Origin of the sequence: Halomonas sp. JS92-SW72 (assembly GCF_003547075.1) — a bacterium.
Classification (GTDB): Bacteria; Pseudomonadota; Gammaproteobacteria; order Pseudomonadales; family Halomonadaceae; genus Halomonas; species Halomonas alkalicola.
Genome location: NZ_CP032147.1, coordinates 2952468 through 2972215 on the forward strand (window position 1 = coordinate 2952468; position 19748 = coordinate 2972215).

Annotated in this window: 15 protein-coding genes; 5 read left to right on the forward strand and 10 right to left on the reverse strand. The window is 68.2% G+C overall.

From position 1 onward, the window contains the following. Nucleotides 1–5 precede the first annotated feature (5 nt). The 6 genes from D1793_RS19495 to D1793_RS13915 form a co-directional block, all read right to left on the reverse strand. Nucleotides 6–452 (reverse strand): hypothetical protein, encoded by a 447-nt coding sequence (locus tag D1793_RS19495; RefSeq protein WP_162899975.1) that lies wholly within the window; start codon nucleotides 450–452, stop codon nucleotides 6–8. Next, complete coding sequence (locus tag D1793_RS13895; protein WP_119022686.1) at nucleotides 449–2089, reverse strand: N-6 DNA methylase; 1641 nt, start codon at nucleotides 2087–2089, stop codon at nucleotides 449–451. The genes D1793_RS19495 and D1793_RS13895 overlap by 4 nt, the downstream gene beginning before the upstream one ends. After that, nucleotides 2086–3246, reverse strand: coding sequence for a Fic family protein (locus D1793_RS13900; protein WP_119022687.1), 1161 nt, complete (start codon nucleotides 3244–3246; stop codon nucleotides 2086–2088). Before D1793_RS13900 ends, D1793_RS13895 begins: the two co-directional genes overlap by 4 nt. Nucleotides 3247–3504: 258 nt before the next feature. Then, on the reverse strand, nucleotides 3505–7041 hold the full coding sequence (hsdR, locus tag D1793_RS13905; RefSeq protein WP_119022688.1) for a type I restriction-modification system endonuclease: 3537 nt from the start codon (nucleotides 7039–7041) through the stop codon (nucleotides 3505–3507). A gap of 84 nt (nucleotides 7042–7125) precedes the next feature. Then, nucleotides 7126–7605, reverse strand: coding sequence for a RhuM family protein (gene rhuM, locus D1793_RS13910; RefSeq protein WP_119022689.1), 480 nt, complete (start codon nucleotides 7603–7605; stop codon nucleotides 7126–7128). A gap of 208 nt (nucleotides 7606–7813) precedes the next feature. Further along, the gene (locus D1793_RS13915) at nucleotides 7814–8947 is read right to left on the reverse strand and encodes an alkene reductase (protein ID WP_119022690.1); all 1134 of its coding nucleotides are present in this window, start codon (nucleotides 8945–8947) and stop codon (nucleotides 7814–7816) included. 187 nt (nucleotides 8948–9134) lie between these two features. Between D1793_RS13915 and argE the strand changes: the two genes are divergently transcribed. After that, the gene (argE, locus tag D1793_RS13920; RefSeq protein WP_119022691.1) at nucleotides 9135–10289 is read left to right on the forward strand and encodes an acetylornithine deacetylase; all 1155 of its coding nucleotides are present in this window, start codon (nucleotides 9135–9137) and stop codon (nucleotides 10287–10289) included. 62 nt (nucleotides 10290–10351) lie between these two features. Then, nucleotides 10352–11080 carry a glutamine amidotransferase gene (locus tag D1793_RS13925; protein ID WP_119022692.1) on the forward strand — a complete coding sequence of 243 codons (729 nt, stop codon included), beginning with the start codon at nucleotides 10352–10354 and terminating at the stop codon, nucleotides 11078–11080. Between the two features lie 25 nt (nucleotides 11081–11105). On the opposite strand, the gene D1793_RS13930 is transcribed toward D1793_RS13925, so the two are convergent. Both D1793_RS13930 and D1793_RS13935 read right to left on the reverse strand, forming a co-directional pair. Beyond that, the gene (locus D1793_RS13930; protein ID WP_119022693.1) at nucleotides 11106–12089 is read right to left on the reverse strand and encodes a DMT family transporter; all 984 of its coding nucleotides are present in this window, start codon (nucleotides 12087–12089) and stop codon (nucleotides 11106–11108) included. Between the two features lie 112 nt (nucleotides 12090–12201). Next, on the reverse strand, nucleotides 12202–13911 hold the full coding sequence (locus tag D1793_RS13935; protein ID WP_119022694.1) for a DEAD/DEAH box helicase: 1710 nt from the start codon (nucleotides 13909–13911) through the stop codon (nucleotides 12202–12204). 443 nt (nucleotides 13912–14354) lie between these two features. Here D1793_RS13935 and D1793_RS13940 point away from each other — a divergent pair, with 443 nt between their 5' ends. Further along, entirely contained in the window at nucleotides 14355–14804 is a 450-nt protein-coding gene (locus D1793_RS13940; RefSeq protein ID WP_119022695.1) for a YaiI/YqxD family protein, read from the forward strand. On the opposite strand, the gene D1793_RS13945 is transcribed toward D1793_RS13940, so the two are convergent. Continuing rightward, nucleotides 14801–15805, reverse strand: a complete 1005-nt coding sequence (locus tag D1793_RS13945; protein ID WP_119022696.1) for a glutathione S-transferase family protein — start codon at nucleotides 15803–15805, stop codon at nucleotides 14801–14803. The genes D1793_RS13940 and D1793_RS13945 overlap by 4 nt on opposite strands. Before the next feature lie 96 nt (nucleotides 15806–15901). After that, a complete protein-coding gene (locus D1793_RS13950) occupies nucleotides 15902–16819 on the reverse strand; it encodes a LysR family transcriptional regulator (protein ID WP_119022697.1) in 918 nt (305 codons plus the stop codon). A 116-nt stretch (nucleotides 16820–16935) separates the two neighbouring features. Here D1793_RS13950 and D1793_RS13955 point away from each other — a divergent pair, with 116 nt between their 5' ends. Together D1793_RS13955 and D1793_RS13960 are read left to right on the forward strand one after the other, a co-directional pair. Continuing rightward, nucleotides 16936–17781 carry a pirin family protein gene (locus D1793_RS13955; RefSeq protein WP_119022698.1) on the forward strand — a complete coding sequence of 282 codons (846 nt, stop codon included), beginning with the start codon at nucleotides 16936–16938 and terminating at the stop codon, nucleotides 17779–17781. 212 nt (nucleotides 17782–17993) lie between these two features. Beyond that, nucleotides 17994–19700: a peptidoglycan DD-metalloendopeptidase family protein gene (locus tag D1793_RS13960; RefSeq protein WP_119022699.1), complete on the forward strand. Its 1707-nt coding sequence runs from the start codon at nucleotides 17994–17996 to the stop codon at nucleotides 19698–19700. Nucleotides 19701–19748 lie beyond the last annotated feature (48 nt).

Sequence of the window (19748 nt, forward strand, 5' to 3'; positions counted from 1 at the left end):
TGAGCTTAACTCTTCCTGACAGATGGAACAGCAGTTGATCGCGCCACCTCATTGAGGTCAACTGTTCTAAGAAAGTAATTGACGAACAGATCCATTCTCTCGTCAACTGCCTTCACTGCCATAACGTTATTATCAACCAGACCTTCAGATGCAACCCAAGCTCGCCTATTTAGCCGAACTGCCTCTCCAATTTTTGCGAAGACAGTTGAGCCAGGAAGGATCACCTTACCCTTCATCTTTCCAGCAACTTCAGCCGACACATAATTACCAGATTTATTCAGGACTCCATGACTATTTAGGACAGCTTTCGAAATATCGCCCACCTTATAGACCGGATATTGGCCGTCAACCTCACCTTGAAATGCCTTCGGAAAACCGACACCGCTCTGGATTGAGGCCACATCGGCTAAAACGCATGACACCCATCCCTCCGGCAATACCCACTCGCTCATGCCTTCACCTCATCGCTAGCGTCATCCTCCAGCCCCAGCGCGTCGGCCAGCAGCCGCTTCTGGGCGGCGGCTTCGTCCTGGCTGCCGAGGGCGGCCATCAGGCCGTCGAGCTCGCGCAGGGCTTCGGTCAGCTCGCTCATCGCCTCGGCGGCGAGCACGTCGGGCTCGGGCAGGTTCTCGGCGGCGAGGCTGTCGGCGTCCTTGAGCCAGGTGATATCCAGCGAGTCGCCCTTGGTGTCGCGAATCCATTCGCGGCTGAAGCGGCGCCAGCGGGAGGTCTGCAGCTTATCGTCCACCCCCGCATTAGCATCATCGGCAGCGGCGGCGCGGTCGGTTTCGATCTCCTCGGCGCCGAAGCTCCAGTCGCCCTCCTTGCGGGCGGCCAGCTGCTCGGCCAGGGCGTCGCTGCCCGTGGGGCTGTAGCACTGTTCGAAGGGCTTGAGGTGGGCCTCGGTGAAGGGGGTGCGCTTGCCGAAGCTCGGCATGTTGGTGCGCAGGTCATACACCCAGACGCTATCGGTGCAGCCCTCGTCCTGGTGGGGGTTCTCGGCGGTGCCGCGGGTGAAGAAGAGCACGTTGGTCTTCACGCCCTGGGCGTAGAAGATGCCGGTGGGCAACCGCAGGAGGGTGTGCAGGTGGCACTTCTCCATCAGGTCGCGGCGGATCTCGGTGCCCTGCCCCGCCTCGAACAGCACGTTGTCGGGCAGCACCACGGCGGCGCGGCCGCCGGGCTTGAGCCCGCGGTAGATATGCTGCAGGAAGGCGAGCTGCTTGTTGCTGGTGCGGTAGGTGAGGTCATCGCGGGTAATGCTGGCCTCGCCGCCCTTGGCGGTACCGAAGGGCGGATTGGCGAGAATCACGTCGGCGCGGGGCAGCGCCTTGCCGGCCTCGCCCAGGGCGTTGCCCAGGTGCACCACGCCCTCGTCGTCGCCCTCCATGCCGTGCAGCAGGCAGTTCATCAGCGCCAGGCGGCGGGTGCCGGGCACCAGCTCGATGCCGACGAAGGCCTTGAGCTTCTGGAAGGCCTGGGCCCTGGCATCGAGATCGAAGTGATCATCGGTCTGCTGCTTGATGTAGGCATCGGCGGCGATCAGAAAGCCCGCGGTGCCGGCGGCGGGGTCCTGGATCACTTCGCCGGCTCGGGGGCGCAGGCAGCGCACCATGGCGTTGATCAGCGCGCGGGGCGTGAAGTACTGGCCGGCGCCGGACTTGGTCTCGTTGGCGTTCTTCTCCAGCAGCCCCTCGTAGAGGTCGCCCAGGCCATCCTTCTGGGCGCTGAACCAGTCGATGCGGTCCAGGTCGCGGATCAGCTGCTCCAGGTGGCGCGGCTCGCGCAGGCGGGTCTGGGCGTCGGCGTAGATGGCGGCGATCAGCCGGTCGCTGCTCTTCGAGAGGTCGAGCAGCATCTGCTTGTAGTAGTTGAGCAGCGAAAGCCCCGAGCGGCCGGTGAGGTCCGGCCAGCGGGCGCCCTCGGGCAGGGCGTGGGCGTTGAGCAGCCCGGCCTGGGTGTTCTCGTACTCCATCTTGATGAACAGCAGCAGCACCAGCTCGGTGACGTAGTCGGAGTAGTTGATGCCGTCGTCGCGCAGCACGTCGCAGAGGTTCCATAGCTTCTGGACGATGTCGTTCTGGGTCATGAGGGGTCCTGATTGAGTATGTCGATGTAGGCCCGGTAGGCGAAGATCCGATTGCGTTTCTGACCGGTCAGCTCATGGACGATGCCAAGGATGTCTTCGAGAGGGGTCAGCACACGCCCTACGGTAGCCGGCGTCAGCCCGGTGCGTTCACTCAAGTGGGCGACATTGGCGATGGGCTGCTGGAAGAGCGCGTCGAGCAGCAGCCCCGCCGAGCCGGCCTGGCGACCCAGCTCGCCGAGGCGCGCCTTGTCCTGCTCGCGCAGCTGGTTGAGCCGCCGAGCCGTTGCAACTGCCTGATTGGCAGTCTCGGCCACGGCGTCCACGAAGAACAGCAGCCAGGCCTCCCAGTCGCCGGTGACCCGTACCTGCTGCAGACGCTCGTAGTAGACCTGGCGATGCTTCTTGAAGAACACCGACAGGTAGAGCAGGGGCTCGCTGAGGATGCCCGCTTCCACCAGGATCAGCGGAATCAGCAGACGACCCAGGCGCCCGTTGCCATCCATGAAGGGGTGGATGGTCTCGAACTGCACGTGGGTCAGGGCGGCCTTGATCAGTGGGTCGGTGGCCTCGGGCATGTCGTTGATGAAGCGCTCCAGCGCCGCCCAGCACTCGGCCAGCCGATGGGGCGGAGGCGGCACGAAGACCGCTTCATCGGGGCGGTGCCCCCCGAGCCACACCTGGTTGCTGCGAAACTCCCCCGGTCCGCGGTTGATGCCACGCCCGGACGTCATCAGCGTCGTGTGCATCTCCATCGCCACGCGATGGCTGATGGGGAAGCCCTCGCGGATGCGCTGCACGCCCAGCATCAGCGCATTCACGTAGCAGGAGACTTCCTGCACGTCGTCCATGGGTACGCCCGGCATACCCTCCATCTCGTAGAGCATCAGGTCGCTGAGCGAGGACTGGGTGCCCTCGATCTGCGACGACATGACGGCTTCCTTGCGTACATAGCTGTAGAGGAAGAGTGAGGCGTCGGGCAGCAGGGTGCTGATGGCGTCAAGACGGCCCAGCGCCAGCATCGCCTGATTGATGCGCCCCTGCAGCTTGCCGTCGAGCGCCAGCGCCGGCCATGGCGGCAGCGGGTCGGGGATGAACGCCTGGCAGCGCAAGCCGCCAGCGATGCTCTCCTCATAGTGGCCTGTGAGTCCGCGCTCCATGGGGGATCCCTCTCACCGCTCGAAAGCGGGCCTGGGTAAAATAGCGTCGCGCCTTATTTTAAGTTACGCCTGAAATTAAAATAAGGCCTGCCGCTATTTTACCTTCTCGCCGCTCTACGGGGGCCGTCGTGGCGATGGCATCGACATATCCAGGGGACCTGTCGAAAAAAACGGCTTTCTTGAACATGTCCTCGAGACATGTCGACGCCATCGACATGTCCGCGCAACCTGTCGAAAAAATCGCATTTCTTGAACATGTCAGCTCGCCTCCCAGAGGGCATCGTTGAGGGCCTCGAGGACCTCGTCGAGGTGATGGTCGAGCACGGCATCCAGGCGCTGGATGCCCCCCTGCTCGGCAAAGCGCTGGTGAATGAAGTCGCGGTCGAGCACCACTTCGTGGGTGAGCTGCTTGGCCAGGCGGTCGAGCCACTTGCGCTGGGCGGGTGTCCAGCTATGCAGGGCGTAGATGCGCTGCATGGCGTCGCGCACCCGCTGCTCGAAGGGCACCAGCGCCTCGCCCAGGGCGGCACGGCGGATATGGCCGACGATGCTGGCGGCGATCTCCTGATTGGTGGCGTTGCGCCAGGCGCTCTCCAGCCGGGCCTCGCTGTAGCCGGCGCCGTCGAGCAGCAGGCGTACCTCCTTCAAGGTCTCGCGGGTGAGGTCCCGGGGGCGGTTGACCACCACGCCCAGCGCCACCGAGTCATTGAGCCGCTCACGAATGAAGGCCTCGAAGCTCTCCAGGTAGTCGGCGGGCTTCTCGTGCACCCCGTAGCTCTGGGTGCGGCCCAGCAGCTCGTCCCTGCCTTCATAGATCAGCGGCAGGCGCTCGCTGCCGAGCAGTGCCTTCACCTCGGCCACCTGGCCAAGCAGGCCGGCATGCTGGTGCAGGAAGCTGGCCGCGGCCTGGGGGCCCAGCTCACGCAGATGCTGGTGGAGTCTCTCCGGCGCCACGCCCCAGCTCTGCTCGAGGCTCTCCAGCTGCTGGCGCAGGTCATCGCGCGCTTCGGCGCGCTTGGTGGCCTTGCGCATCACCCGCATCAGCATCTGGCTGTACTGGTCGAGGACGTCATCGGCGTGGCTCTCCCCGGCCGCCTGGCCGGGGGCCTCCAGGGCCCGGGCCAGCTGTGCCGGGTCGCTGAGCTCCTCGTGCAGCTGCTCCAGGGTCACGCCGGGGTCCTTGACCAGCGGCTGCATGGTGTTGACCTCGGCGAGCGCCGCATAGAGGTCCACCGGGTCGTAGATGGTGAACACCGTCTTGCCGATCTCGTCGCAGCGGCGGGTGGCGCGACCGATCATCTGCTCGTAGAGGATGCGCGACTTCACCCGGCGCAGGAACACCAGGTGGCAGATGCGCGGCACGTCGATGCCGGTGGTGAGCAGGTCCACGGTGATGGCGATGTTGGGGTACTTGTCGTTCTTGTATCGGCGGATCAGGTCGTCGACCTTGTCCGCCTTGCCGGTGATCTTGGCCACCGCGGCCTGGCGGTAGGCCTCGCCGTAGTGGGCGTGGAAGGCCTCGTCGAGCAGGCGCTTGACCATGTCGGCGTGCAGGTCGGTGGCGCAGAAGATCAGCGTCTTCTCCTCGCCGAAGGGGTCGAGCTCCCGGGCCAGCTGTTCGCAGATCACACGGTTGAACTCCGGCGCGATCACCCGCCGGTTGAAGGCCTCGATCTCGAAGTCGAGCTCATCCTCCAGCTCGGCGCTCTCCACCTCGCCGGTGCGGGAATCGATCAGGCTGACCGTCTCGCCCTTCGCGAAGTGGATGCCCTTCTGGCTGAGCAGGGTCTCGTAGCGAATCGGCGGCTCGTGGTCGATCAGCCAGTCGTCGGCCACCGCCTCTCGATAGGAGTAGGTGAAGACCGGGCGGCCGAAGATCTCACTGGTGTGCTTGGCCGGGGTGGCGGTGAGCCCGATGCGCACGGCGTCGAAGTGGTCGAGCACACGGCGGTAGCGGGAGAGGTACTGGCCGGCGTCGCGGGTGGCCAGCTCTCCCTCGGTCATCTCCTGATCCAGGGTGTAGCCGCGGTGGGCCTCGTCGACGATAAGGCAGTCGTAGGCGTCCACCGGCGGCGGGGCGTCGGCCATGAAGAGCCGCCGCGCCATGGCCTGCACTGTGGCGACCTGCACCCGGGTCTCGGCCTCGGCGGCCATATCGCCCAGGGTGGCGACGTTGTAGATCTGCGAGAGGGTGTGGTTCTGCTCCAGCGGCGCCTCGTCGAAGGCGTCCTGGGCCTGCTGGCCCAGGGCCGTGCGGTCCACCAGGAAGAGCACTCGGCGGAAGCGCTCGGTCTTCAGGAAGCGGTAGATCAGGCCGATGATGGTGCGGGTCTTGCCGGTGCCGGTGGCCATGGCCAGCAGCGCACGGGGCGCGCCCACTTCCAGGGCGGCCTCCACGGCGCGAATGGCGTTCTCCTGATAGTCGCGCAGGCGCAGGTAGCCGAAGCCCTCCTCGCGCAGGCGCTGCTCGGCAAGGGCACGGCTGCGCTTGAGGCGGTCGAGCAAGCCCTCGGGGCTGTGGAAGTGCGGCAGCGCCCGGGCCAGGTTGCCGGGTTCGCGCACGTCGCGGAACCAGATGCCGGACTTCTCGGCCAGCTGCGGCAGATAGGGCCGGCCGTTGCACGAGAAGACGAAGGGCACATGGAAATGGCCCTCGGCATCGTCGGGCCAGGCGACGGTGCGCCCCTCCTCCTGCCACGCCGGGGTGATGCCGACGACAAAGCCGCGCCGATCGAAGCCGCGGGCGTAGCGCTCCGCCTGGGCGAGCTTGCCGGCCACGTCGATATTCTGGCGCTTGGCCTCCACCACGCCGATGGGCACCAGCCCATGGAACAGCACATAGTCGGCGCGCTGGCCATTGGGCAGCTCCCACTCGGCAATGGCGAGGGTCCGGCCGGCCTCCGGGCGCACGCCCTTCTGCCAGGTGAGTTCCAGGGTATCGGCCTCCCAGCCGGCCTCCTGCAGCTGCTGGTCGATCAGCAGGCGAGTGAGCTCTTCATCCAGGCCCAGCTGGGCGTTGAGCGCACGGTCGGCCTGACCTACCCGCTGGCGCAGCGCCCGGGGCGGCTCGCCTTCGGCCCCCGTGCGAGCCTGCTCGGCCAGGCGCCGCTGGAACTCCCGCTCGCGGCGTTCGAGTTCCGCCTGCTGGGCCCGCGACTGCTCGGCCAGGGCGCGGGCCTCCTCGTCCATGGCCTCGGCAAGCTCGGCGTACTCCTGCTTCTCGCGGGCTTCCAGCTCGGCCAGCTGGCGCTGGGCATCGGCCTGCTCGGTGGCAGTGGCCAGCTCGCCCTGCAGGCGCGCCATCTGGGCCTGGAGCTCGCGCAGCTCGCGACTGGGGTCTTCCGGTGGACGAAAGGCGCCGGGCTTGAAGTCGGGGTCGGCGAAGGCGCGATGAAACCAGACCGCCAGGCTGCGGGCGACCTTGAGCCCCTGGATCGCCTCGCGGTGCTGGGTGCGGAACTGGTGGGTGGCGCGGTTGCCTTCGATGCGCAGGGTGTGGAAGAGCTCGCGCACCGTGGGGTCGAGCCCCAGGGCGCTGTCGATGCGGTAAAGGAGGTCGCGCTGGCCGGTACGCTCGTCCACTCCGATGCCAAGGCGGGCAGCGATGTCCTGGGCCATGGCCTCGGCGAGCTGGCGCAGCTTGATCAGGGTGGTGTTGGGATCGTGACTGAAGGCGCGCTCGGCGCTGGCGGCGAGCTCGAGAAAGACCGGGTCGTGGCCGGTCAGAAAGGCGAAGTTGCCGCCGGCATCCTGCCCGGCGCTGCCGCCATCCCCGCGGCCTGGTGGTCCCTGCATAGGTGGTACCCGTTCCCGGTTTGCCTGAGCGTGACGCCCCCCGCTCTCCCGGCAGGGTGGGTCCGACATATCCTTAGCCTGCCACTAATTCGGGGAGGGGGCCAGCGTCGGGCTGCCGGCCGTCTTGCGCACCAGAGCCATGGCGGCCTCCAGCTCGCGTGCGTTCTCCTCGAAGCGCTGCCGGCTCAGGGTCCAGCCTTGGGTGAGGTGCTCGCGCAGCACGCGGGTGGCCCACTGGCGGAAGCGGGTGCCTTGTGGAGACTTGACCCGATACCCCACCGAAATGATGACATCCAGATTGTAGTGCTCAATGCTCCGAGAGACCTTTCGCGCGCCCTCCTGCCGAACTATCCGGAATTTCCGGATAGTTGAATCACGCTCCAGCTCACCTTCGGAATAGACGTTCAGCAGATGCTCATTAACGGTGCGGACATCCTTGCCGAATAGCACAGCCATCTGCCTTTGCGTTAGCCAGACGGTGTCCTGCTCCACGTCCAGCCGCACCTCGACCTGCTGATCGGCCTCTTGATAGATGACGATGGGTGCCTGGCTACTGGTGTTCATATCCTGCTCCCTGAAGCTGCGGCCTACCCCTGCCTGAACTTGCCGATGGCCGTCCCGGCTGGCGGTCCCTGGCAATGCGTTCTGTGGATGCTACGCCGCGGTGTTGATGTGCGCCAATCACCGACGGTGCCCCGCACCACCCTCCCCACCGACAACAAGCCCGGCACGCTGGCCGGGCTTGCTGATGCTTCCAGGGGCGGACGCCGACTCAGCCGAGCCGGTCGTGGCCGTTGTCGAGGAAGGGGTAGTCGGTGTAGCCGGCCTCGGCACCGCCGTAGAAGGTGCTGGGGTCGGGCTCGTTGAGGGCGGCCCCCAGGCGGAAGCGCTCGGGCAGGTCGGGGTTGGCGATGAAGGGGCGGCCGAAGGCCACGGCGTCGGCGGTGTTGTCATCCAGGCGGGCCTGGGCGCGCCCGGCATCGTAGTTGCCGCAGTAGATCAGCCCACCCTTGAAGCGCTGGCGCATCTGCTCCCGGAAGCCTTCGGGGTAGGTGATATCGCCACCGATCCAGTCGGGCTCGTTGAAGTGGAGGTAGGCCAGGCCGCGGCGGTCGAGCTCGCCGGCCAGGTAGAAGGCCATCGCCTCGGGCTCGTCGTCGGTGAGGCCGAAGAGCTCGAGGAAGGGGGTCAGACGGATGCCCACCCGTGCGGGGCCGAACACCTCGGCGACCGCATCGACCACTTCCAGCACCAGACGTGCACGGTTCTCGAGCGAGCCGCCGTAGCGGTCGGTGCGCAGGTTGGTGCCGGTGGCGAGGAACTGATTGAGCAGGTAGGCATTGGCCGCGTGCACCTCGACCATGTCGAAGCCCGCTCGCCTGGCGCGCACGGCGGCCTGGCGGTAGTCCTCGACGATGCCGGGGATCTCCTCGGTCTCGAGCGCCCGCGGCGTGCTGGTGGGGTGCGGCCCCGCCGTGCCGTCCTCGAACTCGACGAAGCACTCGGCCCCCTCGCCGCGCAGAGCGCTCGGTGCCACGGGCGGCTGGCCGTCGGGCTGCACCAGCTCGTGGGAGACGCGCCCCACGTGCCACAGCTGCAGGGCGATGCGGCCGCCCTTGGCATGGACGGCCTCGACGACGCCCTTCCAGCCGGCCTCCTGCTCGTCGGTCCAGATGCCCGGGGTATAGGCATAGCCGCGGGCGGTGGGCGAGATGTTGGTGGCCTCGCTGATGATCAGCCCGGCGCTGGCGCGCTGGCCGTAGTAGATCTGCTGCAACCTGCCGGGAACGCTGTCCGGCGTGCGCGAGCGGGTCAGCGGCGCCATGATCACGCGGTTGGGCAGGGTGAGGCTGCCCAGTTGAAGCGGGGTGAAGAGCCCGGGGTTGCGGAAGGGGGTAACAGGCATCGAGACGCCTCCAGGTGAAGAGTGAATGGACGGGTATCCGTCGTCGCCCGACATCGTAAGCCTGTTAATGACTGATGTCAGAAACAGTGACAACATCGACCGGATAGCCTGGGGCTATGACGCCCAGGACGCCGGCCGGCCCCGCGGGCGTGATAGGATTTCCCGAAACCTGACCAAGGAGCGCGCCATGACCGCCGCCGAGATGCTCGACTGCCTGGTGGGCTTCCCCACCGTCTCCCGGGATTCCAACCTCGACCTGATCGCCTTCGTGGAGGCCTTCCTCGACGAGCACGGCGTGCCCCACTGGCGGGTGGAGAGCGACGATGGCAGGAAGGCCAACCTGCTGGCGCGCATCGGCCCGGACCTGGCCGGCGGCGTGGTGCTCTCCGGCCATACCGACGTGGTGCCGGTGGACGGCCAGCCCTGGTCCACCGACCCCTTCACCCTGGTCGACAAGGGCGACGGCCGCCTCTACGGCCGCGGCACCTGCGACATGAAGGGCTTCATCGCCTGCGCCCTGGCCGAGGTGCCGCGCTGGGTGGCCCTCGACCTCAAGGCGCCGATCTGGCTGGCGCTCTCCTACGACGAGGAGGTGGGCTGCATCGGCGCGCCACGCATGATCGAGCGGCTGATGGCCGAGCACCCGCGGCCCGCCGCGGTGATCGTCGGCGAGCCGACCATGATGCACCCGGTGGTGGCCCACAAGGGCGCCACCAATCTGCGCACCACCGTGACCGGGCGCGCGAGCCACTCCAGCCAGGTCAACCAGGGGGTCTCGGCGATCCACGTGGCGGCCCGGCTGGTCACCTACATCGAGGGGGTGATGGCCGAGCTGCGCGCCGAAGGGCGCGTGGACGAGGCCTTCAACGTGGTGCACTCGAGCCTGCACGTGGGCAAGATCGCCGGCGGCACGGCCATCAACATCATGGCCCGGGAGTGCACCTTCGAGTGGGAGATCCGCCACCTGCCGTCGGACCGCTTCGAGGAGCTGCTGGGCCGGGTCAACGCCCGGGCCGCCGAGCTCGAGGCCGAGATGCAGAGCCGCGCCCCGGAGGCGAGCATCGTCACCCAGGCGCTCAACGAGACGGTGCCGGCGCTGGCCGACGACAACAACGCCGAGGTGCTGGCGCTGTGCCATGCGCTGCTGGGCGAGCGCCCCGCCGGCGCGGTGGCCTACGCCACCGAGGCGGGCCAGTTCCAGCGCCAGGGCCTGCCCACGGTGATCTGCGGCCCGGGCAGCATCGGCCAGGCCCACCAGCCCGACGAATATATCGACAGCGAGCAGCTCGAGGCCGGCGCGGCGTTCATGACCGCCCTGGGCGAGCGGCTGCGCCGCGCCTGACTCTCGCCGCCGCCGATGATCAGCCCGACATAGGCCCCCTGATCAAGGAAGAGGAGACCCCCATGCCCCGACTGCTGATCGTCAAGACCGGTGACGCCTTCCCCGAGGTGGTGGAGGCCTACGGCGACTTCGAGGCGCTGTTCCAGCAGGCGCTGGCCGCCGCCGGCTTCGACGCCGCGGTGCTCGATGCCCGCCACGAGCCGCTGCCCGCCCTCGAGGAGATCGACGGCCTCTATATCACCGGCTCCCACGCCATGGTCAGCGACGCCGAGCCCTGGAGCGAGGCGCTGAAGCCCTGGCTGGTGGACGCGCGCGAGCGCAACACGGCGATGCTCGGGGTCTGCTACGGCCACCAGCTGATGGCCGCGGCGTTCGGCGGGGTGAGCGACTACCATCCGGCGGGGCGCGAGTCCGGGAGCCATGAGGTGACGCTCACCGAGGCGGGACGCGCGGACGCCCTGCTCGGCCAGCTGCCCGAGCGCTTCCCGGCCCAGCTGACCCACGCCCAGGCGGTGCTCGAGGCGCCGGAAGACGCCGTGGTGCTGGCCCGCAACGCCCACGACGCCCACCAGGCGCTGCGCTACGGGCCGCGCCAGTGGAGCGTGCAGTTCCACCCGGAGTTCACCCCGGAGGTGATGCGCGCCTACCTGGCCCGCCAGGTGGCGGCGCTGCGCGACCAGGGACAGGACCCCGAGGCGCTGCTGGCCGGCGTCGGCGCCACCCCCGAGGCCGGCTCGCTGCTGGTGCGCTTCGCCAAGGCGGTGGCAGGGGAGCCGTCGCGCCGAGAGTGAACTCGTCGAATCGGAACCCGCTGGCTCAGTGGCGCTCGCCCACCGGCGGAGCGGGCTCGCCGCGTTCGATGCTCGCTTCCGCCGCCGCGTCGCGCAGGCGGCGGGCATCCGGGGCACCCTCGGCGGCCTTGCGGCGCTGGCGGTAGAGGTCGCGCAGGGAGCTTGCCAGCATGGCGGCGACGATCAGGCCGCCGCCCACGAAGGCCAGCGCCGCCGGCACCTCCCCGACCCACCACCATACCAGCAGGGTGCCGGCCAGGGTCTCCACCAGCATCACCAGGCTGACCTCGGCGCCGGGCAGGTAGCGCGCGCCGGTCTGGATCAGGAAGTAGGCCAGCGGCAGGATCAGCCCCATCAGCGCCAGGCGCTGCATGTCCTCGGCAGCGGGCAGCTGGGCGCCCCCCATCAGCGCGGCCGGCACCAGCATCGCCAGGCAGCCCAGGGGCAGCACCACCGTGGTGTCGAGCCCCCGGGTACCGCTGCCGCGCTGGGCGCTGGCCACCGTGGTATTCACGGCGATGGCCACCGGAATGATCAGCGCCACGGCCAGGCCCAGCAGGCTGCCCTGCCCCACCTCGCCGGCGGCCATCAGGCTGGCCCCGACCACGCACACCCCGATCACCACCCAGGTCTGGCGGCGCAGCCGTTGGCCGAACAGCAGCATGCCGATCAGCCCCGCCGCCAGCGGCGCCAGGTTGAGCATCACCAGCACGTTGCCGGCCGTGGTCAGCCGCGTGGCGCCGACGAAGGCCCAGGCGCTGGCGGCGAAGGCCAGCGGGCACCACAGCGCCGCCGGGCCGCAGGCGCGAATGGCCTGGGGCAGGCGCTCCCGATAGCGCAGCGCGGCGATCGTCAACAGCACCAGGCCGAGCATCAGCCCGCGCCAGAACATGAAGGTGGCCACGTCCACGCTGGTGTCCTTGACCAGCAGCGCATCCGGCGACAGCAGCAGCACGCCGGTGACCGTGATCAGGTAGCCGCGCAGACGAAACGGCAGCCGCTTCCACATGATTCTTACTCCTTGCTGGCAGACGATTCAGGGCGCACAACGACAACAGGCCGGAGCGGAGCTCCGACCTGTCGGGGGGTGTGGTGCCGCCCGCTGGGCGGCAACCGTTACCTCAGGCGCGTGACGGGCGACGAATCGGCGCCTCACCATCCTCGCGACGACGGCGCGGGGCGCGCTCGGGGGCGCCGCTGTCCTCGCTGATCTCCAGGGCGCGGCCGGCAACGCGGGCGCGGGCCATCTTGGCCAGGATGCTGGCCGGCAGCGAGCTCGGCAGCTCCACCACGGAGAAGGAGGTGCGGATATCGATGCGGCCGATACGCGAGCCCTCGATGCCGCCCTCGTTGGCCAGCGCCCCGACCAGCTGGCCGGGCTTGACGCCGTCCTTGTGGCCCACGGAGACGCGGTAGCGGGTCATGCCCTCGCTCGGGCCGCGGCTCTCACGACGCGGCGGCTTGCCGTCGCGGGTGGGTCGATCGTTGCGGGCTTCCTTGCGCGGCGCCTGCATGCGGCCGATGGGGGCCTCGTCGGCACGGGCCAGGCGGGCGAAGGCGCAGGCCAGCTCGATGGGGTCGTAGCCCTCCTCGACCAGGCGGCCCACCAGGGCGCGCTGCTCCTCGGCACCGGCGGTCAGCGCGGCGATCACCTTCTGGTGGAAGACCTCGTCGCGATGGGCGCGGATGGCGGCCTCGTCGGGCACCTCCATCTCGGTCATCTTCTGGCCGGTGGCCTGCTCGATCCAGCCCGCCTTGCGGCCTTCGCGGAAGCCCACGAAGGTGATCGAGATGCCGGTACGCCCGGCACGGCCGGTGCGGCCGATGCGGTGGGTGTAGGCCTCGGAGTCCTGGGGCAGATCGTAGTTGAAGACGTGGGTGATGCGCGGCACGTCGAGGCCGCGGGCGGCCACGTCGGTGGCGATCAGCACGTCGACCTTGCCGCGCTTGAGGCGCTGGATGGTGCGCTCGCGCAGGCTCTGGTCCAGGTCACCGGAGAGGCTGGCCACGTTGACGCCGCGGGCGGAGAGCTGCTCCATCAGGGTGGTACAGGCGGCCCGGGTACGCACGAAGACGATGGCGGCATCCACCGGCTCGACTTCCAGGATGCGCGACAGCGCCTCCAGCTTGGCACCGCCATCGACGCGCACCAGGCGCTGCTCGATGTTCTCGCCGGTGGTGGTGCGCGACTCGATGGCCACCTTCACCGGGTCCACCAGGTAGCGGTTGACGATGCGCTCGATCTCGGTCGGCAGGGTCGCGGAGAAGAAGACCCGCTGGGCTTCCTTCGGAGTGTCGGCGACCACGCGCTTGACGTCGTCGATGAAGCCCATGCGCAGCATCTCGTCGGCCTCGTCCAGCACCAGGGCGGAGAGCCCGTCGAGCTTGAGGCTGCCGCGATCCAGGTGATCGATGATCCGGCCGGGGGTGCCGACCACGACCTGGGCGCCACGCTTCAGGGCGCCCAGCTGCTCGCGATACTCCTGACCGCCGCACAGGACCGCCACTTCCAGGCCCTGGAGGTTCTGACCATAGCGGCTGAAGGAGACGGCCACCTGCTGGGCCAGCTCGCGGGTCGGCGCCATCACCAGCACCTGGGGCTCGCGACGGGTCAGCTCGAGCCGGGAGAGCAGCGGCAGGGCGAAGGCAGCGGTCTTGCCGGTGCCGGTCTGGGCCTGGCCCAGCATGTCACGCCCTTCCAGCAGGGCCGGAATGGTCTGGATCTGGATCGGCGAGGGGGTCTCGTAGCCCAGGGTCTCGACGGCAGACAGAACGGCGGGGAGCAGAGCGAGGTCACCGAAGCTCGGCGAGGCGACAGAAGTCGGGGTCATCAATCACACCTTGGTAGGCCGGGGTTGCCGGCAAAAGTTCATTGGCGTCCCTGACGCGAACAATACGGTCAGGCGCGCGGCGCCCTTCAGGGGCAGCAGCACGGGACATCGGAGTCGGGGACGCCGGTCGCACCAGGCATCGGGTCCATGCCATCGAGGATGGCGATCAGGAACCCTGTGGCGACCATTTGCGCCGATCTCGCCAGGGTGGCGGGATCTCGGTGGCGCTCCATCTACACAATTCGAACGCTTGCGGCCAGCGAGTGTCACTGGGCCTGGCGTTGCGGCGCGCATCCTGTGCTCGGTCGAGGACCGGCGGTGGTGGCGTCGTACATGATGGTGGGGTCAGCACATGCGAGGAAGGCCGCATGCTACCATCGCCACTCTGACCTGGCCAGCCTTTTCGCCGGGCACGCCCCTCTTTCCGCTCCGGGAGACACGCCATGCCGACGCTGTGGGTCGACGCCGACGCCTGCCCCAAGGTGGCGCGCGAGATCATCGTACGCGCCGCCGAACGTACCTCGACCGCCGCCTGGTTCGTGGCCAACCACGCGGTGCCGCTGCCGCGCTCGCAGTGGGTCAAGGCGCTGGCGGTGAGCCAGGGTTTCGATGCCGCCGATGACGAGATCGTCGAGCGCCTGCAGGCGGGGGATCTGCTGATCACCGCCGACCTGCCGCTGGCCATGGCGGCCATCGAGCGCGGCGCGAAGGTGATGACCACCCGCGGCGAGGCATTGAACGAGAACAATATCCGCGCCCGGGTGCAGATGAGGGATTTCATGGAAACCATGAGAGCCAGCGGCGAGCACACCGGCGGGCCGAGGGGCTACTCAGACGGAGACCGCCGCGAGTTCGCCAACGCCTTGGATCGCTGGCTGGCGAAGAACCGTTAACCCTTCTCGCGGATGCCCTGGCCCGGCAGGCGCTCGCGGTCGTGGGGGCGGTCGAGCTCCAGCAGCGGGCCGTGGGGCACGATGCGGGTGGGGTTGATGGTGTCGTGGCTGTAATAGTAGTGGCGCTTGATATGGTCGAAGTCGACCGTCTCCCGGATGCCCGGCCACTGGTAGAGCTCGCGCACGTAGTTCGAGAGGTTCGGGTAGTCCTCGATGCGGCGCAGGTTGCACTTGAAGTGGCCGTGGTAGACGGCATCGAAGCGGATCAGGGTGGTGAAGAGGCGGACATCGGCCTCGGTGAACCACTCGCCGGCCAGGTAGCGGTGCTCGGCCAGGCGCGCCTCCATGCGGTCGAGCGCCTCGAACAGCGCCACCACGTGCTTCTCGTAGACCTTCTGCTCGGTGGCGAAGCCCGACTTGTAGACGCCGTTGTTGATGTGGTCGTAGACGTCGGCGTTGACCGCATCGATGGTCGCGCGCAGCGCCTCGGGATAGAAGTCGAGGCGGTTGCCGGTCAGCTCATCGAAGGCGCCGTTGAACATGCGCAGCAGCTCCGAGGACTCGTTGTTGACGATGCGCCCGCCCTGCTTGTCCCACAGCGCCGGCACCGTCACGCGGCCGGTATAGCCCGCATCGGTCAGGGTATAGAGCTGGTGATGGAAGTCGACGCCGTTGACCGGGTCGCCGCTGGCCCCCTCGGCCACGTTGTAGGTCCACCCCTCGTCGAGCATCAGCGGACTGACGTGAGAGAGGCCGATCAGTTCCTCGAGGCCCTTGAGCTTGCGCAGGATCATGACGCGATGCGCCCAGGGACAGGCCAGCGAGACATAAAGGTGGTAGCGACCCGCCTCGGCGGGCAGCCCCGGCTGGCCGTCAGGCCCCTTCTCGCCACCGGGGGTCACCCAGTCACGCAGCTTGGCGGACTCGCGTACGAACTCGCCGCCGTGCTTGTCGGTGTCATACCACTGGTCGTGCCACTTGCCGTTGATCAGAAGGCCCATGAAGCGTCTCCTCTGGGGGCGGCCCCTGGCCGCCGATGGATCGTGATGCGACCATCCTATTGCGAATTCATCGACTCTTCAGCGCATATTCTGGGCTCAATCGTTCGATAAAATTGAACCATCCTGGACCATGCAGCCGCTCGCCCCCTGGGCCAGCGCCTCGGCCAGGGCCCGGGTGGCGGGGCCGGCGCGGTCGCGATCGCGGTGGATCAGCTGCACCGGGATCTCGCGCACGCCGCCGACGGAGAGCGGCAGCGGCTTCAGCCGTCCCGCCGCAAGGGCGCCCTGAATGCGCGTCTCCGGCAGCCAGGCGAAGCCCAGGCCTCGCTGCACCATGTCGATAGAGGTCTCCAGGTGGCTCACCGTCCAGCGCTGCTCGGCCTTGAGCCAGCCCGAATCCAGGGACTGCCGCTGCGCCGAATCGCGCACCACCAGCTGGCGGTGCTGCACGAGATCGCGCAGGTCCAGCGAGCGCTCCAGATGGTGAAGGGGGTGGTCGGGGTGGGCCACCGCCAGGAAGCGCACGGTGACCAGCGGCTCGCCCAGGAAGCCCTGGGCCGAGAGGCCGGAGATCACGAGATCCGCGCTGCCGTCGTAGAGCATCTCGATGCCGCCGTTGAGCACCGTTTCGTGCAGCTGGACCCGCACATAGGGGTAGGCCTCGGAGAAGTCATCCAGGGCGCGGGCCAGGGCGTCCGAGGGGAAGACCTGATCCACGGCCAGCACCACCTCCGCCTCCAGCCCCTCCGCCAGGCGCCCGGCCACGTCCTCCAGGGCCGCGGCGCTCTCGATCAGCTGGCGGGCGCGGCGCAGCAGCAGCTCGCCGGCCTCGGTCAGGCGCACCTGGCGGCCGACCGGCTCCAGCACCTGGACGCCGAGCAGCTCCTCGAGCTTATGCACCGCGTGGTTGAGGGTGGAGGGGCTCTTGTGGATCGCCTCGGCGGCGCGGGCGAAGCCGCCGTGGTCGACGACCGCGGCCAGCATCTGCCACTGGGCCAGGGTGACGCGTGACATTTCGATATCCTCGAATGAACAAAGCGAAACAATGCGCTTAAGTTTCGAAAAAGTCGGCCTAGAATGCCAGATATCGCTTCATAAAGAAGCCCTCACGACAGCCAGAGGTCCCTATCATGACAGCTCCCCTCCTTCGCCAGGTCGATCGCCTCCAGTCCAGCCAGCCGAGCCAGGACGGTGACGGCGTCAAGATCAAGCGGATCCACGACTTCGGCGGCGGGCTGGACCCCTTCCTGATGCTCGACGAGCTGGGTTCGGATCGTCCCGACGACTATATCGGCGGCTTCCCGCCCCATCCCCACCGCGGCATCCAGACCCTCACCTACGTGATCCACGGCGGCCTGACTCACGAGGACCACCTGGGCCACTCCAGCACCATTCACGCCGGCGACGCTCAGTGGATGCACACCGGGCGCGGCATCATCCACTCCGAGATGCCGCTCACCGACCACCATGGCCTGCACGCCTTCCAGCTGTGGTTGAACCTGGCCGCCAGCGAGAAGATGAGCCCGGCGGACTACCGCGACGTGCGCGGCGGCGAGATGCCGCGACTGGCCGGTGCCGAGGCCGAGCTGATCGCCTTGGGCGGCCGCTGGGCCCGTGATGACGGCGAGGCGGTGACGGGCCCCCTGGACGCCCTGGCCGGCAGCGGCGGCGTGGCCCACCTGCGCCTGGCAGCGGGAGGCAAGCTGACCCTGCAGGCCGACGCGCCTACCCTGCTGGCCTACGTGTTCGAGGGCGAGCTTGAGGTGGGCGATGCGCTGGTGCCGGCGGGCCATCTGGCGCGACTCTCCAAGGGCGACCACCTGGCACTGGCCAGCGCCACGGGCGGCCAGGCCCTGCTGCTGGCGGGCACCCCCCACCGGGAGACTGTCGCCCACTACGGCCCCTTCGTGATGAACAGCCAGGCCGAGCTCCAGCAGGCGCTGCGCGACTATCGCGACGGCACCCTCACCGGCTGATTGGCATGGTTCCGGAGGCGCAGGGGTTGATTTTTCACTCTCCCCCGGGCCCAATGGATAGTTAGTAAACGCCGTTTCTGAACCGGCTGGCCGCGCTGCAATGCAGCGCGGCTGATCCTACTGTGCATACGTACAGCCTAGGCAGACCATACGTCATGGGTTATGGTTCTCAGGCCTTTTTTCTCTTTTTCATTATTCACTGGCCTTTACCCATGCTGCGAATCCTCCATTCGCTGCCCCGCACGCACAAGCTGTTATTGTTGCCGGTCGCCACCATGGTTACCGTGCTGGGCGCACAGAAGATTGTCACCACCTACCAGGATGTCCAGCGCGAGCACCGTACGCTCGACACCGTGATCGTTCCCCTCGAGGTCGACGCCAGACCCGGCCTTCCCACCCTCAGCTTCGAACGCAGCCCCGTCGGCGACGCCATCGAGATGGCGAGCCAGGCGCTAGACGCCACCCGGCATCAACTGCCCTTGGCCAAGCTCGTCGACGGCGAGGCGCTCGACCTCGACCTGATCAACAGCGCCAGCGCCTCCGCCGATGGCGGCCTGCCGCTGGCCCTCACTCGCCCGACCCACAGCGGCGCTTCCGACGCCTCCCAGGCACAGTCCAAGCTCGATCAGGGCGCGGTGCACATGGCAGTGGTAGTGGGCACCATCGGCAGCGGCATGCTCGACCACGATGGCGCCCTGATGGCCGACGCCACCTCCTATGAGCCGGTGTCGGACGAGGAGCTCGGGCTGTTCGACGATGGCCCCGTGATCCTCGAGAAGGAGATCGCCGCCACCGAACCCTTCGTGCCGGAGTGGCAGACCTATACCGTCAAGCAGGGCGATACCTTCGCGGTGATGGCCCAGAACCAGCTGGGGCTCGGCTACAGCGAGGTGCTGCGCCTGCTCGACGAGCTGCCCGACAAGAATGCCCTGACCCGCTGGCGCGCCGGCAACACCTTCGAGTACCAGCTCGACGAGGAGGGCAAGCTGCTCGCCCTGCGCATGATGCGCAACGCCCGCAGCGGCTTCATGGTGGAGCGCGATGATGCCGGCTTCGAGGTCGCCACCATCGAACGCACCGGCGAGGCCTCCCAGCGCCTCTTCGCCGGCACCGTCAGCGGCAGCTTTGCCCGCTCGGCCCAGGCCACCGGCCTCTCCAGCGCGGAGATCAGCGAGCTGACCCGCGTGCTGGGCCAGCGCCTCGACTTCCGCCGCGACACCCGTCGCGGCGATCGTTTCCAGGTGCTGGTGGAGTCTGACGTCATCGACGGCTCGAGCTTCGACCCGCGGGTGCTGGCGGTGCAGTACGAGGGCGAGCGCTTCGACATGACCTTGGTGCGCAACGGCGCCGACAGCAAGTTCTACACCCCGGACGGCGAGAGCCTCGATCCCGCCTTCAATCGCTATCCCTTCGAGGGCAGCTACCGCCTCAGCTCCGGCTTCAACCCGAGTCGCCGCCACCCGGTCACCGGCCGCGTGAGCCCCCACCGCGGCACCGACTTCGCCATGCCCATCGGCACGCCGATCATCGCACCGGCGGACGGCCGCGTGGAGAAGGTCGCCAACCACCCGGTGGCGGGTCGCTATGTCGTCATCCGCCACGACAACGGCTACCAGACCCGCTACCTGCACCTCTCCCGCCCGCTGGTCAGCCGCGGCGACCGCGTGACCATGGGCGAGCGCATCGCGCTCTCCGGCAACACCGGCCGCAGCACCGGCCCGCACCTGCACTACGAGGTGCTGGTGAACAACACCCAGGTCAATGCGATGACCGTGGAGCTGCCGGAGAACAAGAGCCTCTCCGGGGAGCAGCTGGTGGCCTTCAAGCGCCAGGCCGAACCCCTGCTGGCCGCCCTGCAGAGCGGCGAGACCGGCGCGGTGGTGGCCAGCCGTCGCGACAGCGGCGACGACGAGGGCTGACCCCTCGCCTGATATGCCACAGCGCCCCGCTCCCCAGCGGGGCGCTGT